This window comes from Terrisporobacter petrolearius, assembly GCF_020748185.1.
Classification (GTDB): domain Bacteria; phylum Bacillota; class Clostridia; order Peptostreptococcales; family Peptostreptococcaceae; genus Terrisporobacter; species Terrisporobacter petrolearius.
Map to the genome: position 1 here is coordinate 11,186 of NZ_JAHZMO010000001.1, position 21,456 is coordinate 32,641.

General features: G+C 31.5%; 16 protein-coding genes and 1 pseudogene. 12 read left to right on the forward strand and 5 right to left on the reverse strand.

All coding sequences use genetic code 11. From position 1 onward, the window contains the following. Positions 1-130 precede the first annotated feature (130 nt). A complete protein-coding gene (locus K0040_RS20900) occupies positions 131-2,833 on the forward strand; it encodes a DUF4910 domain-containing protein (RefSeq protein ID WP_272491572.1) in 2,703 nt (900 codons plus the stop codon). 97 nt (positions 2,834-2,930) lie between these two features. Here the strand turns inward: K0040_RS20900 and K0040_RS00070 are convergent, their stop codons facing one another. The 3 genes from K0040_RS00070 to K0040_RS00080 form a co-directional block, all read right to left on the reverse strand. Next, a complete protein-coding gene (locus K0040_RS00070; protein WP_228106946.1) occupies positions 2,931-4,436 on the reverse strand; it encodes a UxaA family hydrolase in 1,506 nt (501 codons plus the stop codon). Between the two features lie 21 nt (positions 4,437-4,457). Then, a complete protein-coding gene (locus K0040_RS00075; protein ID WP_228106947.1) occupies positions 4,458-5,924 on the reverse strand; it encodes a tagaturonate reductase in 1,467 nt (488 codons plus the stop codon). Positions 5,925-6,089: 165 nt separating this feature from the next. After that, positions 6,090-6,749 (reverse strand): GntR family transcriptional regulator, encoded by a 660-nt coding sequence (locus K0040_RS00080; protein WP_228106948.1) that lies wholly within the window; start codon positions 6,747-6,749, stop codon positions 6,090-6,092. Between the two features lie 177 nt (positions 6,750-6,926). Here K0040_RS00080 and K0040_RS00085 point away from each other — a divergent pair, with 177 nt between their 5' ends. The 6 genes from K0040_RS00085 to K0040_RS00110 all read left to right on the forward strand — a co-directional run bounded on the left by K0040_RS00085 (position 6,927) and on the right by K0040_RS00110 (position 12,589). After that, entirely contained in the window at positions 6,927-7,946 is a 1,020-nt protein-coding gene (locus K0040_RS00085; RefSeq protein WP_228106949.1) for a zinc-binding alcohol dehydrogenase family protein, read from the forward strand. A 27-nt stretch (positions 7,947-7,973) separates the two neighbouring features. Then, entirely contained in the window at positions 7,974-9,005 is a 1,032-nt protein-coding gene (locus tag K0040_RS00090; RefSeq protein ID WP_228106950.1) for a C4-dicarboxylate TRAP transporter substrate-binding protein, read from the forward strand. Between the two features lie 26 nt (positions 9,006-9,031). After that, positions 9,032-9,538, forward strand: coding sequence for a TRAP transporter small permease (locus tag K0040_RS00095; RefSeq protein WP_228106951.1), 507 nt, complete (start codon positions 9,032-9,034; stop codon positions 9,536-9,538). After that, positions 9,538-10,824 carry a TRAP transporter large permease gene (locus K0040_RS00100; protein ID WP_228106952.1) on the forward strand — a complete coding sequence of 429 codons (1,287 nt, stop codon included), beginning with the start codon at positions 9,538-9,540 and terminating at the stop codon, positions 10,822-10,824. The genes K0040_RS00095 and K0040_RS00100 overlap by 1 nt, the downstream gene beginning before the upstream one ends. Positions 10,825-10,935: 111 nt before the next feature. Further along, positions 10,936-11,583, forward strand: a complete 648-nt coding sequence (locus tag K0040_RS00105; RefSeq protein ID WP_228106953.1) for a bifunctional 2-keto-4-hydroxyglutarate aldolase/2-keto-3-deoxy-6-phosphogluconate aldolase — start codon at positions 10,936-10,938, stop codon at positions 11,581-11,583. Next, complete coding sequence (locus K0040_RS00110; protein WP_228106954.1) at positions 11,564-12,589, forward strand: sugar kinase; 1,026 nt, start codon at positions 11,564-11,566, stop codon at positions 12,587-12,589. Before K0040_RS00105 ends, K0040_RS00110 begins: the two co-directional genes overlap by 20 nt. Before the next feature lie 58 nt (positions 12,590-12,647). Here the strand turns inward: K0040_RS00110 and K0040_RS00115 are convergent. Together K0040_RS00115 and K0040_RS00120 are read right to left on the reverse strand one after the other, a co-directional pair. After that, positions 12,648-13,610: pseudogene (locus K0040_RS00115) on the reverse strand (LCP family protein). A 156-nt stretch (positions 13,611-13,766) separates the two neighbouring features. Next, complete coding sequence (locus K0040_RS00120; RefSeq protein ID WP_228106955.1) at positions 13,767-14,525, reverse strand: LCP family glycopolymer transferase; 759 nt, start codon at positions 14,523-14,525, stop codon at positions 13,767-13,769. Between the two features lie 193 nt (positions 14,526-14,718). Between K0040_RS00120 and K0040_RS00125 the strand changes: the two genes are divergently transcribed. The 5 genes from K0040_RS00125 to ortB all read left to right on the forward strand — a co-directional run bounded on the left by K0040_RS00125 (position 14,719) and on the right by ortB (position 21,425). After that, on the forward strand, positions 14,719-16,380 hold the full coding sequence (locus tag K0040_RS00125) for an ATP-binding protein (protein WP_228106956.1): 1,662 nt from the start codon (positions 14,719-14,721) through the stop codon (positions 16,378-16,380). Beyond that, entirely contained in the window at positions 16,381-17,739 is a 1,359-nt protein-coding gene (locus tag K0040_RS20965; protein ID WP_228106957.1) for a sigma-54-dependent transcriptional regulator, read from the forward strand. It abuts the gene before it with no gap. 316 nt (positions 17,740-18,055) lie between these two features. Then, a complete protein-coding gene (locus K0040_RS00135; protein ID WP_228106958.1) occupies positions 18,056-19,483 on the forward strand; it encodes a Na+/H+ antiporter NhaC family protein in 1,428 nt (475 codons plus the stop codon). A gap of 103 nt (positions 19,484-19,586) precedes the next feature. Next, a complete protein-coding gene (ortA, locus tag K0040_RS00140; protein WP_265588764.1) occupies positions 19,587-19,898 on the forward strand; it encodes a 2-amino-4-oxopentanoate thiolase subunit OrtA in 312 nt (103 codons plus the stop codon). Positions 19,899-19,988: 90 nt separating this feature from the next. Further along, the gene (ortB, locus tag K0040_RS00145; protein WP_228106959.1) at positions 19,989-21,425 is read left to right on the forward strand and encodes a 2-amino-4-oxopentanoate thiolase subunit OrtB; all 1,437 of its coding nucleotides are present in this window, start codon (positions 19,989-19,991) and stop codon (positions 21,423-21,425) included. The last annotated feature ends 31 nt before the right edge of the window (positions 21,426-21,456 follow it).

Here is a 21,456-nt window from a genome sequence, read left to right on the forward strand (position 1 = left end):
AAATGTATTTTTGAGCAAGGTCGTTGCCTGAAGTGATAGCGAAGGCATCTCGTTGGCGACATGAAGTGTTTCGCCGACACGTCGCTCAAGCGAAGCGAATTTTTTAATAAATTGATTAGGGGGTATTATATTGTTCAAATTAAATAAAAAAGTTTTATCGGGTTCTTTGGCATTAACAATATTTATGTCAACGGCGCCAGGAATGGCCTATGCTACAATGACTACAAAGGCTTTAGAAGGAAAGCTTATTTGCAAAGAGCAACAACAGTATTTAAGTAAGATTGATGGAAGTAGAGCATTTGATTATATTAGAGAGTTATCAGATAACATAGGTCCAAGAATTGCTGGTACAAACGAGGAGTACCAAGCCGCTAAATATATTAAAAAACAATTTGATAATCTAGGCTATAACACAGAAATACAAGAATTTAAATATGCATCAGGTAAAGGTACTTCAACTTTGAAATATGAAGATAAAGTAATGCAATCAGCAGCATTTACAGGCTCTAAAGCTACAGATGGTGTAATAAATAGTGAAGTTGTATACTGCGGATTAGGAAGTAAGGATGATTTTTCAAAGGTAGATGTTAAGGGGAAAATAGCTATCGTTGAAAGAGGAACATATACTTTTGTAGAAAAAGTTGAAAATGCGGCAAATTCAGGTGCTGTGGCTCTTATAATGTATAATAATACATCTGGAATTTCTACTGGACAAGTTGGGGATGTATCTGTGCCAGCTGTAGGAATAGAAAAAACAGCAGGATTGTCCATAGTTGAAAAATTAAATTCAGGGGAAAAAGTAACAATTTCTCTAGAAGTTGGGAAACCGGAAACTACTACTTCTTGGAATGTTGTTGCAAAACAAGCTGCAAGAGGAAATGATAGTGCTAATACTGATGATATTGTTTATGTAAGTGCTCACTATGACAGTGTTCCAAAAGCTCCTGGAGCAAATGATAATGCTTCTGGTGTAGCATCTATGATTGAAATAGCAAATGCAATAAAAGACTTAGATACAGATAAAGAAATAAGATTTATAGCTTGTGGATCAGAAGAAGTGGGTCTAAAAGGATCTGCAGCTTATGTAAAATCATTAACTAAAGATGAGTTAGAAAGAAGCATAGGAAACTTTAATTTAGATATGGTTGCAACTAACTATGAACCATGTTCAGAATTAGCAGTATATACAAACCAAGGTAAAGGTAATATAGTTACAGATGCAGTTAAAGAAGCCGGAGAAAGACTAAAAGATAACACTACTGATTTTACAAGTTATGATGGTAATCATGAAACATATAAGGATGGTGGTTTGGTTGCCATGGGATCTTCAGATCACGTTTCTTTTGACAATGCGGGTATACCATCAGCATTATTTATAAATGGTGATCCAGAAAAATTAGATGATCCAAGAACAGCTTTAGAGCCATACTATCATAAACCAACAGACCATACAGAACATGCAAGTAAAGAAAGACTTGAAAGAACTATAAAATTAATAGGTTCTGCAATATATGAAACTGTAGATACTGATCATGAAGATTTGGTAAGTACAGAAAATATGATGAAAGATTTAAATGCTATGGCAAGTAAAGACAACGCTAGAGTTACTGGATTTGAAGGGGAGCATGATGCAGCAGATTACATAGTAGGTCAATATAAAGATATGGGATTAAAAGCAAGAAAACAAATAATAAATGGAATAGATGGATTTATGTCTGAAGGATCAACTGTAAAAGTTGGAGATAAAGAATTAGATTCAAAAACATTTACTTATTCTAATTCAACTAGTGGTGTAATTGAAAGTGAGCTAGTAGATTGTGGTTTAGGAAAAGCTGATCAAATAGGAGATGTAAAAGGCAAAGTAGCTCTTATAAAAAGAGGAGAGATATCTTTTGCTGAAAAAATAGATAATGCAACAGCTAAAGGAGCAGTAGGTGTTATTATTTATAATAATGCTGAAGGACCTTTAAACGGAACTTTAGGTGATTATCAATCAAAAAGAGCTGCATCCACTTCTATATCAAAAGCAGATGGAGAAGAATTGGCAGCTAAATTAGCAAATGAAAAAGCAGTAAAGGTTTCTATGGAAGTGAAAACATTAGTAGAAAGAAATAGTCACTCTTACAACGTAGTGGCTTCTCTACCAGCAGCTAATAATTCAAGAACAGCCCAAACAATAGTAATAGGAGCTCATATGGACTGTGTCCAAACTCCAGGTGCAAATGATAATGGTTCAGGAACAGTTTCAATACTAGAAGCTGCAAGAGTATTATCTAGACCGGAAATAGCTAGCCAATTAAAATATAATATTGAGTTTGTAAACTTTGGCGCTGAAGAAATAGGTCTTGTAGGTTCAAAAGAATATGTTAAGAGTTTACAAGATTCTGGAAGAGTAAATAAAGTTAAAGCTATGATTAACTTAGACATGGTTGGTGTAGGTAATAATATGGTAATGTGGAATTCCAACGAATCTACAAGCCATGAGGTAACTGACTTAGCTAAGAAAGTTGCAAGTGAATTGGGATGTTTAGATATGTCTACTACTAAGGATTTACATAGCACATCAAGTGACCATGCATCATTTGAAGCAGTAGGTATACCATCTACATTTATAGGATACACATTAGATGAATCTGGCAAATTAGATGAATATTATCATACAAAAGGAGATAAAGTAGAAACTATAAATCCTAAGTGGTTGAAAAATTCAGCACAGGTAGTAGTTAATTCTGTTTTAAAAATGCAATCTCAATCAAATAGAAGTTCTGCAAAAGCATCAATAGCTAAATATGATGTTAAAAAGGTTGAAAAGGATAATTTATCTAGCAAATAATTATTAATAACAAAATAACCTGTTTAGATTAAAAAGATTTATTGTAAAAAGAAAACCGACTCAGTTGAGTCGGTTTTATAATTGAGTGAAAGGAAATTTATAAAATAACACCATCCCTAAATATGGAGATTTCCTTGTATCCGTATTCTTCATTTCTAGTTTGAACTTTTCCAGAAGCTACATCTAGTAGATACTGGAAGAAGTCCTCAGTAACTTCATCAAAAGTTTTTCCTTCAAGTAGTTGTCCAGCATTGTAGTCAATCCAATGCTTTTTCTTATTGTATAAATTACTATTAGAAGATATCTTAATAGTAGGAACTGGAGAACCAAATGGGTTTCCACGACCTGTTGTAAATAGCACCATTTGAGCACCACTTGCAACTAAGTTGGTACAAGAAACTTGGTCATTTCCAGGACCTATAAGTAAATTAAGTCCTTTATTTTTAACAGATTCACCGTAATTTACCACACCAACAACAGGAGCCTGACCACCCTTTTGAGTACAGCCTAGTGATTTTTCCTCTAAAGAAGAGATACCACCTTTTTTATTTCCTGGAGATGGATTTTCATATATAGTTTGGTCATATTTTGTAAAATAACCTTTAAAATCGTTTATTAAGCTCACAGTATCATCAAATATTTCTTTTGTTACAGCTCTTTCCATTAAAATTGTTTCAGCACCAAACATTTCAGGAACTTCTGTAAGAATAGTACTTCCACCATGATTGACTAAAGTGTCGTTTATGCAACCACATAAAGCATTTGCAGTTATCCCAGAAAATGCATCAGATCCACCGCATTTGAATCCAAGTACTAAATGCTCAGCAGATACTTTTTCACGCTTCATAGAAGATGCATATTCAACTAATTCATCTAAAATTTCCATAGCTACTTCATATTCATCTTCCACATCTTGAGTAACTAAGAATTTAATTCTATTTTCGTCGTAGTCACCAAGTACAGGTTTAAATTCATCTAAGTTGTTGTTTTCGCAACCAAGACTAAGTACAAGAACAGCTCCTGCATTAGGGTTGTTGATTAAACCTTTTAAAATTTGTTGCGTTGTAGCGTGATCATCGCCTAACTGACTACAACCCATATTGTGAGTATATGCAAATACACCGTCTATCTTATTACTGAATTTTTCATTTGCTTTTTTTTCTAATATTTTAGCAGTAGTGTTAACACATCCAACAGTAGGGATTATCCAAACTTCGTTACGAATACCTACTTTACCATTGGATCTAACATAACCATCAAAGAAAGCTTCTTTCTTATTATGGTTGAATTTAGCTAAAATTTCTTCGTTTTTATTGTATTTATAATCTAAAACTCCATCTAAATTTGTTTTTAGATTATGAGTATGTATATGATTTCCTTTTGAAATATTGCATTTTGCATGACCTATTGGATGGCCATATTTTATTATATTGTCATTTTCATTTATATCACATAAAGCAACTTTGTGACCAAAGGGAATGTCTTCTAAAAGAGTGACAGTCAGATTGTTTACTGTGTAAGTTTCTTTTGCTTTTAAGTCAGCAAGAGCAACAGCTACATTATCATTTTGTGATATTATGATTAAGTTCTTATTTTCCTTCATGATAATTCTCCCCATTCATTTTTATAAAGAAGCAACTAAGTCCTTCATATTGGTAGTTTCCATATTTATTAAATGTTTAGCAACAGCCTCTTCAAGTCCATCAACTTTAGTTAGATCTTTTCCGCTCCATAAAGCAGTGTTAGATAATACGTCATGAGCAACATCAGCAGCACTACCTTTTGCCCAAGTATTTGCAAAGAATTTTATAACTTCAGAGTCGTCTTTTATAGCATAAATAGTACCGTCAAATCTAGCTCCCACATATTGTCCTTCAACTAATTTACCTTGGTAGAACTTCATAAATGCAGCTAAAGAAAATGTTAAATGTGTTGGAATTTGATTTTTTTCATCTATATATTCAAGTAAAGATGGAAGACATCTTGCATTGAATTTAGATGCGGAGTTTAATGATATATCTAATAATCTATGTTTTATGTATGGATTAGCAAATCTATCTATTACATCACAAGCAAAAGATTCTAATTCTTCTTTAGGAAGATCTAGTGTAGGTATTATTTCATTAAACATTAATTTATTTAAGTAGTTTTTGAAAATTTCGTCATTCATAAAATCAAGAACTATATCATGTCCAGCTAAATAAGCAGCCAAAACAGTAGAAGTATGAGCACCGTTTAAGATTCTAACTTTTCTCTTTTTATATGGAGTAACATCTTCAGTCCAAATAACATTAGCATCAGTTTTGTGAATTGGAAGTATTTCAGACCATTCTTTCTTTCCTTCAATTACCCATAAATTGAACAATTCACTAGTTACTATTAAGTTGTCCTTGTATCCCAATTTTTCTTCAAAATAATCTAATTGATCCTTTGGATATCCTGTAACTATTCTATCTACTAAAGTGGAGGTAAACTCGTTAGCAGTTTCTATCCAGTTTATAAATTCTTCACCAAGTTTCCACTCATTAGCATATTGAAGAACTATTCTTTTAAGTTCTGCGCCGTTGTTATCAATTAACTCAACTGGTAAGAATAATAAACCTTTGTCACCTGCACCATTAAATGCTTTGTACCTTTCAAAAAGAAGAGCAGTTATTTTTGCAGGGAAAGAAGATGGAGGAGCGTCAGTTAATTTGTCTCCTTCTTTATAAGAAATTCCTGCTTCTGTAGTGTTAGATATTACTACTTCTAAATCAGCACTTCTAGCTATATCCAATAACGCATTGTAATCTTCATATGGATTTATACATCTAGATACAGATGTGATTTGTTCTATTTTTTCTACAGCCTGACCATTTTCTATTCCTCTCATGGCAAGAGTGTATAAACCTTCTTGATCATTTATAAGGTTTGCTAAACCAGGAGCGATAGGCTGGCATAATACTATACTACCCTGATAAACGTTTTCTTTATTGCCTTTATTTATCATCCAATCAGTAAAAGCTCTTAAAAAGTTACCTTCACCAAATTGAAGTATTTTTTCTGGATATTTATTATATCTTTTCTCTATTGTTTCATTTATTTTTTTCATGTCAAACATTACCTCCCAAACTTAATTATCTTTATAATAACAGATGTATTTCTTGTTGTATACAACAAAATGCAAATAAATAAAAAAACTTTAAAATTCAATGAAAAATGAATCATATTGAAAATAAAAAATGTTAATCTATGAATATTATCATAGATTAACATTTTAAAGTGAAGAGTTACCCTCTATAAATGCTTGGAAAGAAGAAGCCTTTGCATTATTTAAGTGGACTTTCATAGCTTCTTCTGCAGAAGTTACATCACCTTTAGCTAGGAAAGCTAGTATTTCCATATGTTCATCTATAGTAGAACAAAGACGTTTATCATCATGTAATCCACTAAGTACCCTTAGACGACAGTTTTGATTATGAACCCTACTATAAGTATCAATTAAATAATAGTTGTTACATTGATTTAAAATAATTCTATGAAACTCATCGTCTAGCCTGAAAAGCTCTTCCTGATTATTATTTTTAATACATTCTTTAGCCTCTTTAATATTTTCATATAATGAATCTATAGTATCACTATTAAGATTAGAACAATGATTGCTTATGGCATAAGTTTCTAGAAGTGTTCTAGTTTCAAAGGTTAAGTTGATTTCTCCAATAGAAAGGGGAGCAACAAAGAAACCTTTTTTAGGTAGTATTTTAATTAAATGTTCTTGTTCTAATCTACTTAATGCATCTCTTATTGGAGTTCTACTAACTTTAAATTCTTCACATAGCAAATCTTCATTTAAGAAAGAATTAGGCATATATTCACACTTTAAGATCTTATCTTTAATGGAATTATAAGCTTTTTGTTTAAGACTTAGTTTTGCCATTGGACCTCCTTATATAATATTAATTTGTAAGTTATAGATAAGAATATCACCTATGATAACAATAGTCAAATTAAAAGAATAAAAAATAAAAAGTGTTGACACCGTTTTCATGACCATGCTATGATGTATACAACATTAAATACAATATTGAATACAAACAAAGGGGAATGATGGAGAATGAAAAGTATATTAATCAATAAGCCAGGTGAAGTAGAAATAAAAGAAATAGAAATGCCAAAAGTAAAAGATGGTGAAGTTCTTTTAAAATTACTTTATGGAGGAATATGTGGAAGTGATTTAGGAACTTACAAAGGAACTTTTGCTTATTCTTCTTACCCAAGAATACCAGGCCATGAATTTTCTGCTGAAATAGTTGAAATAGGAAAGAATGATAGAGGATTAGAAAAAGGAATGATTATTACTTGTAACCCATACTTTAACTGTACTACATGCTATTCATGTGAAAAAGGTTTAGTAAACTGTTGTACAACTAATGAAACAATGGGTTGCCAAAGAGACGGCGCATTTTGTGAATATATAACAATGCCAATTGAAAGAGTATATGACGGAAAAGGTCTTTCTCCAAAAACATTAGCATTAATTGAACCATTTTGCATAAGTTACCACGGTGTATCAAGAGCGAATGTTAAAGATGGGGATACAGTATTAGTAATGGGAGCTGGTACAATAGGTGTTCTTGCAGCAGTAGCAGCAAAAGCTTTGGGAGCAAAAGTTTATATAAGTGATGTTTCTAAACAAAAACTAGAATATGCGTACAAAGAATTTCAATTAGATGGTATGATATTAAATGAAAGTACTGAAAGTTTTGAAAAACAAGTAAATGAGATTACAAATGGAAACGGATTTGACGTTACTATAGAAGCAGTTGGTCTTCCATCAACATTCCAAAATTGTATAGATGCTGCAGCATTTGGGGCGAGAGTAGTATTAATCGGAGTAGGAAAACAAAATTTAGATTTTAATTTTACACTTATACAAAAGAAAGAACTAAATGTCTTTGGATCAAGAAATGCTCTTAAAAAAGATTTTTTAGGGTTAATAGATATAGTTAAAGAAGGAAAATTTGATTTAGACAAGATTGTTACTAATACATATAAGTTTGAAGAGGCAGGAAAAGCATTTGAAGATTTCGCAAACAACGGAGCTTCAATGTTAAAGGTGCTAATAGAATTCTAGACTTTATAAAATAGGGGGAAGATACTGATGAAAATCAAAAAATTATTAGCAGTTATTTTATCAGCAACACTAGGAATTACAAGTTTAGCAGGCTGTTCAAAATATGAACGTCCTGCCCCGTCAAAAGAAAATCCTATGACAGTACAAATAGGTTTCGAAAACTCCATAAGTGAGCCAATAGGACAAGCCTTAGAAAAATGGCAAGAGTTAGTAGAAGAAAAAGGTGACGGAAGTTTAAAAATTGAGCTATTCCCAGATAGCCAATTAGGTTCAAAGAGTGAGCTTATAGATACAATGCTTATTGGTGAACCAGTAATAACATTGGCAGATGGAGCATTTTATGCTGACTATGGAGTAAAAGACATGGGAATATTATTTGGACCTTTCTTATTTGATAATTGGGAGCAATGTTGGACTTTAATTGAAAGTGATTGGTACAAAAAGCAAAGTAGTTTATTAGAAGAAAAAGGTTTGAAAATACTTGCTTCTAACTGGATGTACGGAGACAGACATACTTTAACTACAAAAAAAGTTGAAAAGCCAGAGGATTTAAAAGGATTAAAAATCCGTGTTCCAGGTAATGAAATACAATCAATAGGTTTTGATACTTTAGGTGCAACATCTACAGGTATGGACTTAGGTGAAGTTTATCAATCATTACAAACAAAAGCTATAGATGGAGCAGAAAACCCAATAGCTACTTTGTATGGAAGAAAACTACACGAAGTTGCAAAATATTTATTATTGGATGGTCACGTTAAAAACTTTACTACTTGGGTATGTAGTGCAGATTTCTTCAACAGTTTAACTAAAGAACAACAAGACTTATTAGTTTCAACAGGAGAAGAAGCAGGACTTTACAACAATGGTTTACAAGCAGATGCAGAAGCTGAATATCTTCAACAAATGAAAGATGAAGGTGTAACTGTAACTGACTTACCTGAAAAAACAAAAGCTGAATTTAAAAAAGCTGCAGAGCCTTTCTATAAATTAGAAGAGAAATTTGGATGGTCAAAGGGTCTATATGATACAGTTAGAAAAGCTATGGGAGCAGAGTAATCTATAAAAATTAAGAGGTGAATAAAGTGAAAAAGGATAATACATTTCTAAAAATAGTTAAAAACTTAGATATTTTTGTAGCCGTAGTAGCTTTAATTGTACTTGTTGGCCTTACATCTTCTGGAGTTGTAATGAGATATGTCATAGGAAAACCATTTACTTGGTTGGAAGAAGTACAATTATTCTGTATGGTTTGGATAGTATTTGGTGCAGGTGGAGCGGCATTTAGAACAGGAAATCATGTTGCAATAGAAATGGTTGTTGAAATGTTCCCAAAACCTGTGCAAAAGGTAATAGGAATAATAGTTGATTTAGTTGTTTTATTTGTGATATCTTACTTATTTGTTCAAAGTATAAGATTCGTGGGAGTATTCGTAAGTAGTGAAAGAGCTACAAGTATGCTAAAAATACCTTACACATTAATATACGGTATAGCACCAGTATCATACTTATTAATGATAGTAAGTTACTTTACTTCTAAATATATAAATAAGAACGAAGAAGAAATTAATGAAGAAGGGGTGGCTATTTAATGAGTTCAGGAATTGTTTTAGCAGCAATAGTAATGTTAGTGTTATTATTCATGAAAGTACCTGTATACATATCTGTATTAGGTGGATCTGCAATGTATTTCTTACTTGATCCATATGCAAATCCAATAGTATATGCACAACAAGCAATTACAGGAGTAGAAAGTATATCATTACTAGCCATACCATTTTTCATCTGTGCTGGTATATTTATGAACTATACTGGTGTAACTAAAAGAATAATGGATTTCTGTGAAGTAATAACAGGTAGAATGTCTGGTGGTCTTGCTCAAGTAAACGTTTTATTATCTACTTTAATGGGTGGACTTTCAGGATCAAATATAGCAGATGCAGCAATGCAATCAAAAATGATAGTTCCAGAAATGGAGAGAAAAGGTTTTTCCAACTCTTTCTCAACAGTTGTTACAGCATGTTCTTCTATGATAACACCATTAATACCTCCAGGAATAGCAATGATTCTTTATGGATGTATAGCTAATGTTTCTATAGGACAACTATTCATGTCAGGTATCGGTATAGGAGCACTTCTTTGTGTAAGTATGATGTTATTAGTTGCAATAATATCTAAAAAAAGAGGGTATGTGCCAATAAGAACAGGAAAAATAACAGTACAAGAATTTACAAAGGTTTTAAAGCCAGCAATATTACCATTATGTTTACCAATATTAATAATAGGTGGTATACGTGTGGGAGCATTTACTGCAACGGAAGCAGGATCAATAGCAATAATATATGCTTTAGTTTTAGGATTGATTTATAGAGAAATAAAAATAAAAGATATGGTAGTGGGATTAAAAGAAACTGTTACAACTACAGCATCAATAATGCTAATAGTTGGAGCTGCCAGCGTATTTTCATGGATATTAACAAAAGAAAGAATACCTCAACAATTAACTGAATGGATGGTTACAGTAATAGATAACAAATATTTATTTTTAATATTAGTTAACTTATTCCTATTAATAGTAGGTATGTTTATAGAAGGAAATGCATCTATGATAATTTTAGTTCCATTACTTGCACCAGTTGCTGCAGCTTATGGGATTAATGAAATACAATTTGCTATGATTTACATATTTAACAATGCAATAGGTGCCATTTCACCACCAATGGGAACTCTGATGTTCGTCACATGTGGTATCACCAAGTGTAAAACAAAGGCATTTATTAAAGAGGCACTACCATTCTATGGTTTATTAATATTAAACTTACTTTTAATAACATATATACCAGTGTTCTCTACATTCATAGTAAATTTATTCTATTAAGAGAGAGCTAAATAACTTATAAAGAAACTCATTTCAATTAAGTATAAAGCGGAAATATTAATTGAAATGAGTTATTTGTATATAAAAAACTGAATTTTTGGGGGAAATAAAATGATTAAAATAAATACATTAAAAGCATTAGCAGACTGTGGTGTAGTGGCAGTAGTTAGAGGAAACTCAAAAGAAGTTGGGGTTGAGATATCAAAAGCTTGTATAAAAGGTGGAGTTAAAGCCATAGAAGTAACTTATACTAATAAATTTGCAAACGATATAATAAAGGATTTAAGCGAGGAGTTTGACGAACAAGAAGATGTAATAATAGGAGCAGGAACAGTACTTGACTCAGAAACTGCAAGAGCTGCCATGCTTGCTGGGGCAAAATATATAGTATCGCCAGGATTTTCTGCAGAAACAGCAAAAATATGTAACAGATATAAAGTTCCATATATTCCAGGTGTAATGACTATAAATGAAGTGATAGAAGCTCATGAAGTAGGCGTGGATTTTGTGAAATTATTCCCAGGAAGTGCTTTTGGACAAGGATATATAAAGGCAATAAAAGGACCATTACCTTATGCCAACATAATGGTAACAGGTGGAGTTAATTTAGATAATTTAGATTCATGGATAAAAGCTGGAGTTGATGCAGTGGGAATTGGTGGAGAACTAAACAGCCTTGGTGAAGAAGGAAGACTTGAAGAAATAACATCAATTTGTGAAAGTTATATTTCTAAATTAAATGAAACTAGAGGTAAGTAATATGAGGGTTGCAGGATTTGGAGAGATAATGCTTAGATTATCTACAAATAAAGGACAAATGATAACACAGTGTAATAGTTTTAATGCTAATTATGGTGGAGGAGAAGCTAATGTTTTAGTTTCTTTATCTAACTACGGAGTAGACACTAGAATGTTAACGTGTGTTTCTAATGATGATATAGGAAAAAGTATTACAAACTATTTAAGTAGTCACAGTGTGGATACAAATTTTATAAATAAAAGTGATAAAAGAACGGGAATATACTTTTTACAAGTAGGTAGTGGAAACAGAGCATCTAAGGTAATTTATGATAGAGCTGATTCTGCTTTTGCAAACATGAAAGTAGATGATTTACATATAGAAAAAGCTTTAGAAGGAGTAGGCGTTTTTCATTTTTCTGGCATAACTTTAGCTCTTTCTAATGACCTTAGAAAATTAACTATGAAAATATTAGAACACTGTAAGAAAAATAATATAATGGTTAGCTATGACTCAAATTACAGGGCAAAATTATGGACTTTGGAAGAGGCTAGAAAAGCCACTTTAGAAATATTGCCTTATGTAAATTTACTATCAGCGGGGATACTGGACGCTGAAAATATTTTACTAATTAATAGTAATTTAGAAGATAAACACGAAAAATTAAAATTCTATTATTATGAAATCAGTAAAACTTACCCTAATATTAAGTATATATTTTCTTCCATGAGAAATATAGTATCTTCATCCGTAAACAATTTACAATGTAATTACTATAGGGATGGGCGTTTATTTTCATCTTCAGTTATAACAATTGACGATATAATCGATAGAGTTGGTGGTGGAGATAGCTTAACTGCAGGAATAATTTACTCTATTATAAATAATAAAGAGCCAGATTATACTTGTGAATTTGCCACTGCTGCTTCAGCTTTAAAACATAGTATTCACGGAGATGCCAATTTAGTCTCTGTAGAGGACGTGGAGAATTTAATGTACAATGGAGTAGGAAAAATATCACGCTAAAAAAAGGATCTGTATAGATCCTTTTTTATTTAAACTATCTTTTTATTTTTATATGTTTCTAGTAATTAAGTTCAATTTTACTGTTGTCTTTTAAATAATCATTATCCTTCATATCTATATCGTTAAAAATAAAATCTTTCAAGACACAGACAGAATTTACATCATATAACCATACCCAGCCAGCATCCTTGTAAGTACCACCTTTAGAGTGAACATCATCTATAATAGGGAATTGCCCCTGTTTAACATTGTTAATAGCCCCAGAAGAGTAGGCATTGGCAGCCAAATTCAAAATCTCTGAAGACGTAACATTTGTTGAGTAGTATGGAGCCAACTCTTTAAGAGTTTTGTCCTGAGTTGATGTAGCTTTGTTTTTTATATCTCTAAGGGCTGACATAAGAACTTCTCTTTGTCTAGAATCTCTATTAATAGCATTGTCTGAATATCTTATTCTAGTATAAGCAATAGCTTGGTATCCATTGAGCTTTTGCACACCTGCTGAATCTAAAAGTTTCATAGAACCCTTATTTTCATAAGTACAACTTTCATAAGAAGCAGGAATTAAATTATTTACAGCTTTCAATTCATGCCCATCCACATTTACCTCAACTCCGCCTAAGATAAATATTATATTCATTAAATTATCAAAATCTACTTGTATGTATTTATATAGCTCAATTCCAAAGTTATTTTTTATGGTTTTAAATAGCAAATCTTGCTTTCCTCAAAAATAAGCCTCGTTAAGTTTACCCTTTCCATGTCCAGGTATATCAACATAAGTATCACGAGCTAATGATGTAAGTTTTATGCTCTTGTTTTTCATATCCAGTGTGGCAATAATCATGCAGTCTGATCTAAAGGCTTCTTCCTTATCTCTACCATCAGTTCCAAGTAATAAAATATTTGTAATATTGTTTGAAGTATTTTCAGTAGATGAATTATCTGTCCTTGAATTTTTATTATTTTGCAAAGCCCAGAAGGTGATACAAGGTATGCCTATAAGTAGTAAAAGTAATACCACAGTAATAGTTTTTAAGTTAAAATTCTTTTGTTTTTTTGCCAAAGTAAGCCTCCTTATCAATAATAAATAATTATATCATATTGATATACTACTAAATCACTATTTTATCCCAAAAACAAAAAAACCGACTCCAAAGCCGGCTTTATTTTACTTAAATTAATATTCAGTTGATGCAAGTTTTAGCATATCAGGAATAGTTAAATTTGTTTCCACGTAAGGTTTAATTTTATTATAAATTTCAAGGGATTTATTAAAACCTAGATCCTTCACATTTTTAGCTAAAGCAAGAAGAGCATCTTTTTGCTTATTGCTATCTTTTGAAATCACACTAATATAGGCCAATGTTTGGTATTCGTTTATGTTTTGAACGCCTGGAGAAGTTATTAATTTCATCTTACCTTTATCTTCACCTTGAAGCTTGGAATAAAACTTTGGAATTAAATTATTAATAAGGTTTAAATCTTCCGCCTTAATATTAACAGATATATCACCTAAAATAGAAATTACATTCATTAGTTTAGATGTATCAACTTGTAAAAACTTATCTAAATTTATATTTTGATTTTTCTCAACAGTATTTAATAAATTATCCATGTTACTTCTGTCAAAACAACCTGTATTTGCAACTTCTGTTAATTTTATATCCTTATTGGTTTGGTCAAGTGATGCCACTACCATGGAGTCTGACTTATCATCCAAAAGTAAGATGTTTGTAGTCTTTTGTGAAGTTTCATCTTTAGTTGAACCTTCTGTATAATTATTATCCTCAGTATTTTCTTTTACTTTAGTGGAAGAAGGTAAGCTATTTGATTTTTTATATGGAAATAAATCAGCATAAGCCACTACACCAATTACTATTAAAATTAAACTTGTTGATACAATAATAAATTTTAACTTTTTTAAAATTTTAAACAAGAGAATTCCTCCTTATACTAATAGTCATACTAGGATTATGGGAAAAATCCTCAAATAATATAACAGTTATATTTTTTTTGTTTTACAAATATGGTACATAAAATATTACAAAGAATTATATAAGTAAAAGCTATGTGAATATAAAATGATATATAATTATACTGAGTCTAAAAATGATAAAAAAGGGGTTATTATGAGGAAAAAGATATATATTTCGGGGGTCCTAATATTAGTTTTTACAATTAACTTAGTTAATTATATAGTAGAAAATCAATATGGCGTTAGTTTAATGGAGTATACCCAAATATCTAAGCCACTAACTGAAGAAGAAAAACAGTGGCTTAAGAGCCACAGAGAAATAATATATGGTGCAGATAAAAATGCACCACCACTTAGATATGTGGATACGGACAATCAATATAAGGGGATTTTTATTGACTATCTAAATTCATTGTCTATAGAAAGTGGTTTGCAAATTGAGGTGAGACCTTTAGTTTGGGACAAGGCATTATCAGAATTAAAAAATGAAAATACAGATATATGTGACATGTTTCCAAGTGTAGGAAGATCGAAAAATTACTTATTTAGTAACCCAATATACAAGTTAAGGGGAGTTATTGTAACTAAGGATAACAATGAAGAGATAAAAAATCTTTGGGACTTAAACAATAAAACAATAGCAGTTCAGCTAGGGGACTATACTAATGAATATTTAGAAGAAAATGTGGAGAATGCAAAATATGTTTATGTAGCAGATATTAATGAAGCTTTGAAAGTATTAGAACGTGGTGAAGCTGATGCTGTAGTTGGTGATGAACCAGTTTGTAGTTATTTTATACAAAAAAATCATTATGAAGGAAAATTAAAAATAGTAGAAAAAGAAATATATGAAAATGATGTTGTTTTGGCAGTTCCTAAAAGTCATGAAACTTTGGTGAATATTATAAATAAGGGAATTTATTCTTTAAATAAAAATAATATATTTGATGTTAAAAATATAAAAAATACGCCTTTTGAATTTAATTATAATAATAGAATTTATAAAATTCATGTAAGAAATATAAAAGACATAGAACAGTTAGATAATAAAAATGACGAAAATAAGGACTATGATATGTTGATTACTATAAATGATATTACTAACAATAAGGCAACGGAAAAACAATTATTACAATCAGAAAAAATGGCTGCAATTGGTCAACTAGCTGCAGGTGTTGCCCACGAAATAAGAAATCCTTTAGGTATTATTAGAAATTACTGTTATCTTCTTCAGGGGAAAAATGCTAGACAAAATGAAGAAATATACAAAAAGGGCATAGATAATATTGAACTATCTGTGGAAAGAGCAAGCGGAATTATAGACAACCTTCTTAACTTCTCATCCATATCTGGGAATGAATATAGAGAAATAAACATAAGGGAGTTTTTACTTCTTATTTTACAATTGGAGAAGAAGTCTATGAAAGAGATGAACATAGAACCAATTTTAGAATGTGAAAATATAGGTATTTATACTAATGAGGAAAGTTTAAAACATATTTTTATAAATTTAATAACTAATGCTGTTGACTCCATGCCAAATGGAGGAATTATAAAAATTACTTGTGTTGATAAAGGTCCTATTATAGAAATTGACATTACTGATAGTGGAATTGGTATTGAAAAACATAATTTAGATAATATATTCAATCCGTTTTTTACAACTAAAAACCCAGGAAAGGGAACTGGTTTAGGTCTTTTCATAGTTTATAATGAAGTACAAAAACTAGGTGGAAATATTGAAATAACTAGTAGTGAAATAAATATAGGGACAACATTTAGGATTGAAATACCTACAAAGGGGGAACAGATTTAGGTGGATAATTTTAAAATACTTGTAGTTGATGATGAGATACAATATCAAGAAGTTATAAACATGATTTTGCAAAGTGAAGGATACAAAACAAAAGTAGCTAGTAGTGGGGAAGAAGCTTTAGAAATATTAAAAAAAGAGAAATTTCACTTAGTTTTAACAGATTTAAAAATGAATGGTATGGATGGAATTCATTTGTTGGAAGAAATAAAAAATAACTATATGAATAGCTATGTAATGCTAATTACTGGTTTTGGCACAATAAAAAATGCTGTGGAAGCCATGAAAAAAGGAGCTTTGGGATATTTTATAAAGGGGAGTAATCCTGCAGAGCTTTTAAGAGAAATTGAGAAAGTTAAGAAAGAATGTGAAAGTACAAAAAAAGTTGAAAAAATAAATAATAAGTTTTTACTAGATACTAAAAACTATAACTTTAGAAAAATATTAAGAATTGCTAAAAAAGCAGCATCTGCAGATGTGAATGTTTTAATAACAGGGGAATCAGGAACAGGCAAGGAAGTAATGGCCAGGTTTATTTATGAAAATAGTAAAAGAAAGAATGAAAAATTTGTACCAGTTAACTGTCAGGCATTTTCAAGTGGCTTATTAGAGTCTGAGTTATTTGGTCATGAAAAGGGATCTTTTACAGGTGCATTTAATAAAAGGATTGGTCGCTTTGAAGAAGCTCACGGTGGAACCTTATTTTTAGATGAAGTAGGAGATATTGATCTAAATACTCAAGTAAAACTCCTTAGAGTTTTGGAAAACAGAACTATAGAAAAAATCGGAAGTAATAAACCTATAGATGTGGATTTTAGATTAATTTGTGCTACTAACAAGGACTTTTATGAAGCAATAGAAAATAAAGAATTTAGGGAAGACTTATTTTATAGAATAAACACAATTTCTATTCATTTACCATCACTAAAAGAAAGAAAAGAAGACTTACCCATGTTAATTGATTTCTTTTTGAAAAAATCTTCTGCCAAATATAATAAAAAAATTATAAATGTAGAAGATGATGTAATGGATCATTTACTAAATTATGAATACAAAGGCAATATAAGAGAGTTAAAAAATATTTTGGATAGACTTGTTGTTTTATCAGAAAATGGAGTCATTCGCAAGGAATTTGTATCAGCAAATGTTCAACCTAACATAGAATCAGACTGTGGAAACTTTATAAAGTTAGAAGACATTAAACCTTTAAAGGAAATTAAGCAAGAAGCTGAGGCAAACTATATAAAAAAGGTTTTAGAAAGATTTAATGGCAATATTACAAAAAGTGCAGAGTACTTAGAAATTAGTAGAAGACAACTTTTTAATAAAATTGTGGAGTACAATGTGAAAGAAGATTTATAGTGTGAAAAAAATTACATATATAAGTAGGAAAAATATTTCCAGGTGGAAAAAAGTTGCACATTTTTTTATAGATTATGTGACTTGCTGGTAGTGTTTTTCCTTTTTTGCTTACTAGGATATTATAATATCCCTTTTCCCTTGGGAAAATTCTAGACGGAAGTATTATCAATACATTAAAAAAACAAAAAAGTGTTATATAGTGACCTTATTTTAGATAAAATTGATTATTTTGTAAAAATTTGAAAACTTGGCATAAGAATTGCTTATATAAAAAGGCAGATATAATAATCAATTATAAAATGGAGGGTTTTATAAAATGGAAGAAAAAAAGACGCTTAGGTTTCATGGTGGAGGATGGATGTCCTTTTTACCTTTTGGAGTATTTATAATAATAGCAATCTATATATCGGTTCTTAATGCTCCGGATATAAGGGGTATGTGGATTGGTGCATTACTGGGAATTATGGCAACTTATTTTTTTGCAACAGACAAACAAACTTATTGTGACACGGTTATAGAAGGTATGGCAGATCCAATAGCAGTAACACCTATAGCATGTTGGATATTTGCAGGTGTTTTTGCATCAGTTCTTAGAGCATCGGGTTTAGTTGAAGGTATTATTTGGCTTGCATATAATGTTGGAGCTAGTGGAAGAGTTTTCGTGGCAATTACATTTATAGCAAGTGCATTATTTGCAACAGCAGCAGGAACAGGATTTGGAACGATAGTTGCAGGTATGTCAGTTTTATATCCAGCAGGTGTTTTACTTGGAGCAAACCCAGTTGTTATGGCAGGAGCTATAGTTGGTGGAGGAGCATTTGGTGACAACTTGGCACCACTGTCTGATACTACTATATGCTCTGCAGCAACTCAGGGAGCTGATGTTGGTGGAGTTGTAAAATCAAGATTAAAGTACTCCTTGGTGGCTGGAGCAGCAACTTTAGTAGCAATTATGTTATTTGGTGGTGGAGGAACAGCTCAAGACATTCCTTATGATTTGGTTTCTCAATATATGAATCCAAAAGGATTATTAATGCTAATACCAGCAGCAATAACAATTACTTTAGCAATTAAAGGTCACCACATAATAGCAGCAACAACTATAGGGTCAATAGCAGCAGCAATATTTGGATGTGGCCTTGGGATGATAAGTCCTTCAGATTTATTATTTATAAAAGAAGGAACAGTTCAAGGTTTACTAGTAGATGGAATAGGCGGAATGGTTGATATATGTATTCTGGCACTTTTAGTTTTAGCTTGTGTAAGAATTATGCAAAAAGGTGGAGGAGACAAGGCTTTAATAAATATAACAGAAAAATTTGTACACACTGCTCGTGGAGTGGAAATGAGTATAGGGGGATTAGCGCTTGCAATGTCTGGAATAATGGGACTAAATGCACCACCAATACTTGCAATAGGAACATCTTTTGCTAAACCACTAGGGGAAAAATACAAAATATCTCCATATAGAAGAGCAAACTTACTAGATGCAACAGCTTGTACACTAGTTTATTCTCTACCTTGGACGCCAGCTTTATTACTTACTAAAAACTTGTCAGTTCAAGCTAGTGAACAATTTGGTAGTATGGTACCTGCACTTACAACAACTCAAATGTGTCCATGGATACTTTACTGTTGGGCACTTCTTGTAGTAATGTTATTTGCCATGATAAGTGGTTGGGGAAGAATGTACGTAAATAGTAAAGGTGAAGAAGTAAAAACTATAGCTGAAGCAGAGGCTTAAACAAATTTAAATGATAGCCAAACTCTAGGTCTACCTTAGCTAGTTATAGACCTAGAGTTTATGAAATATAAGAAACCAAATTGAGGAAGGAGCTAAATTAAAAATGATTATAGCAAAAAAAGGTGATTGGGTAGAGATACAAGAGGTACTTTTGAAGCCAGAAGAAAGAGCGCCTCAAGTGCCAGATGACACAAAAGAAGTACCTTTAGTTCAATGGATAAGAGGTTTAATGATAACAGACGAAGCAACAATAGGTGATCAAATTGAGATAGAAACAATAATAGGAAGAAGTGTGAAAGGACAGTTGTGTGCAATAAATCCTAGACACGTACATGATTTTGGTGAGCCAGTAAAAGAGTTAATCCAAGTTGGAATGGAACTTAGAAGAGAAATCGAAGAATTAAATAATAAATAGAAGATATTAAGAAGAAATTTAAACGAAGAAAAAGATTTGATCTAACAAGTGTTAAAGAAAGGATCTTATTAAAGAGAAGGGGATGTAGATATGAAGGATATGTCTTACTTAGCCGTAATGGGCAGAAAAAATGACATAATGAAGAAAGCAGTAGGACTTGATTATAGTGTTTATGAATATGGAAAAATAGCTTTTGATTACGAAAAAATGATGGCAACAGTTGGTTATTCAATAGAAGATATAGTAAAAATACAAAAAGAAGCAAAAGTTGGAGGAACTCCTTTAGTGGAGCTTAAAAATATAACTGCTTTAGTTAGAAAATATTCAAAAAAAGGCAAGGGAGCTAGAATATTTGTAAAAGACGAAGCAGCAAATGCATCAGGATCGTTTAAGGCTAGAAGAGCAGCTATATCTGTTTATCATGCAAAGAAAATGGGATACAAAGGTGTAATAGCAGCAACTAGTGGAAACTATGGTGCAGCTGTAGCATCACAAGCAGCTCAACTGGGTTTAAAATGTATAATAGTTCAAGAAGTGTTCGATTCTAAAAAAATAGGCCAACCAGAAATACTTGAAAAAACTAGAAAATGTGAAGCATTAGGTGCAGAGGTTATACAATTAACAGTTGGACCAGAATTATTCTATACATTCCTAAAATTATTAGAAGAAACAGGATATTTCAATGCTTCTTTATATACTCCATTTGGAATAGCTGGTGTGGAAAGTTTAGGATATGAACTAGCCAATCAAATGATGGAAATGGAAGGTAAATACCCAGATGTAGTTGTGGCAACTCACGCTGGTGGAGGAAACTTAACTGGAACTAAAAGAGGTCTTAATTTAGCTGGTGCAAAAGATACTAAAATAGTTGGTGCATCAGTTGATTTAAGCGGATTACACATGGCATCTGATCATGCCTTCAACAAAAAATCTTTCACAACAGGTCACACAGGATTTGGAGTTCCATTTGCAACTTGGCCAGACAGATCTGACGTACCAAGAAATGCAGCAAGAGTTCTTAGATACATGGATAGATATGTAACAGTTACACAAGGAGAAGTATTCTACGTAACAGAAGCATTAGCTCAAGTGGAAGGAATGGAAAGAGGACCAGCAGGAAACACTTCTCTTGCAGCAGCCATATCTATAGCAAAAGAAATGGATGAAGACCAAATAATAGTAGTACAAGAAACAGAGTACACAGGAGCAGGAAAACATCCTATGCCACAGCTTACTTTTGCTAAACAAAATGGAATAGAAATAAGACGAGGAAATCCAACAGAAAATATTCCTGGAAAAAACATAGTAATTCCATGGAATATGGGAGACATTCAATCCAATGATTTGGACTTAGACAGACTAAAAAACAATTTTATAAAAAATGCAGTTGCTAACAACAAGTTGGAAGAAATAGATGAAGAAGATATATTATATTTAACAGAAGAAGTAAATAAAGATAGAGACTTTGTTGTAAAACGCTTGGAAGAACTAGGTGTAAAAATTAATACAATAAAAAACTATCAATAAAAATGTTGTAGTAGATATTTTATAAGGCTGT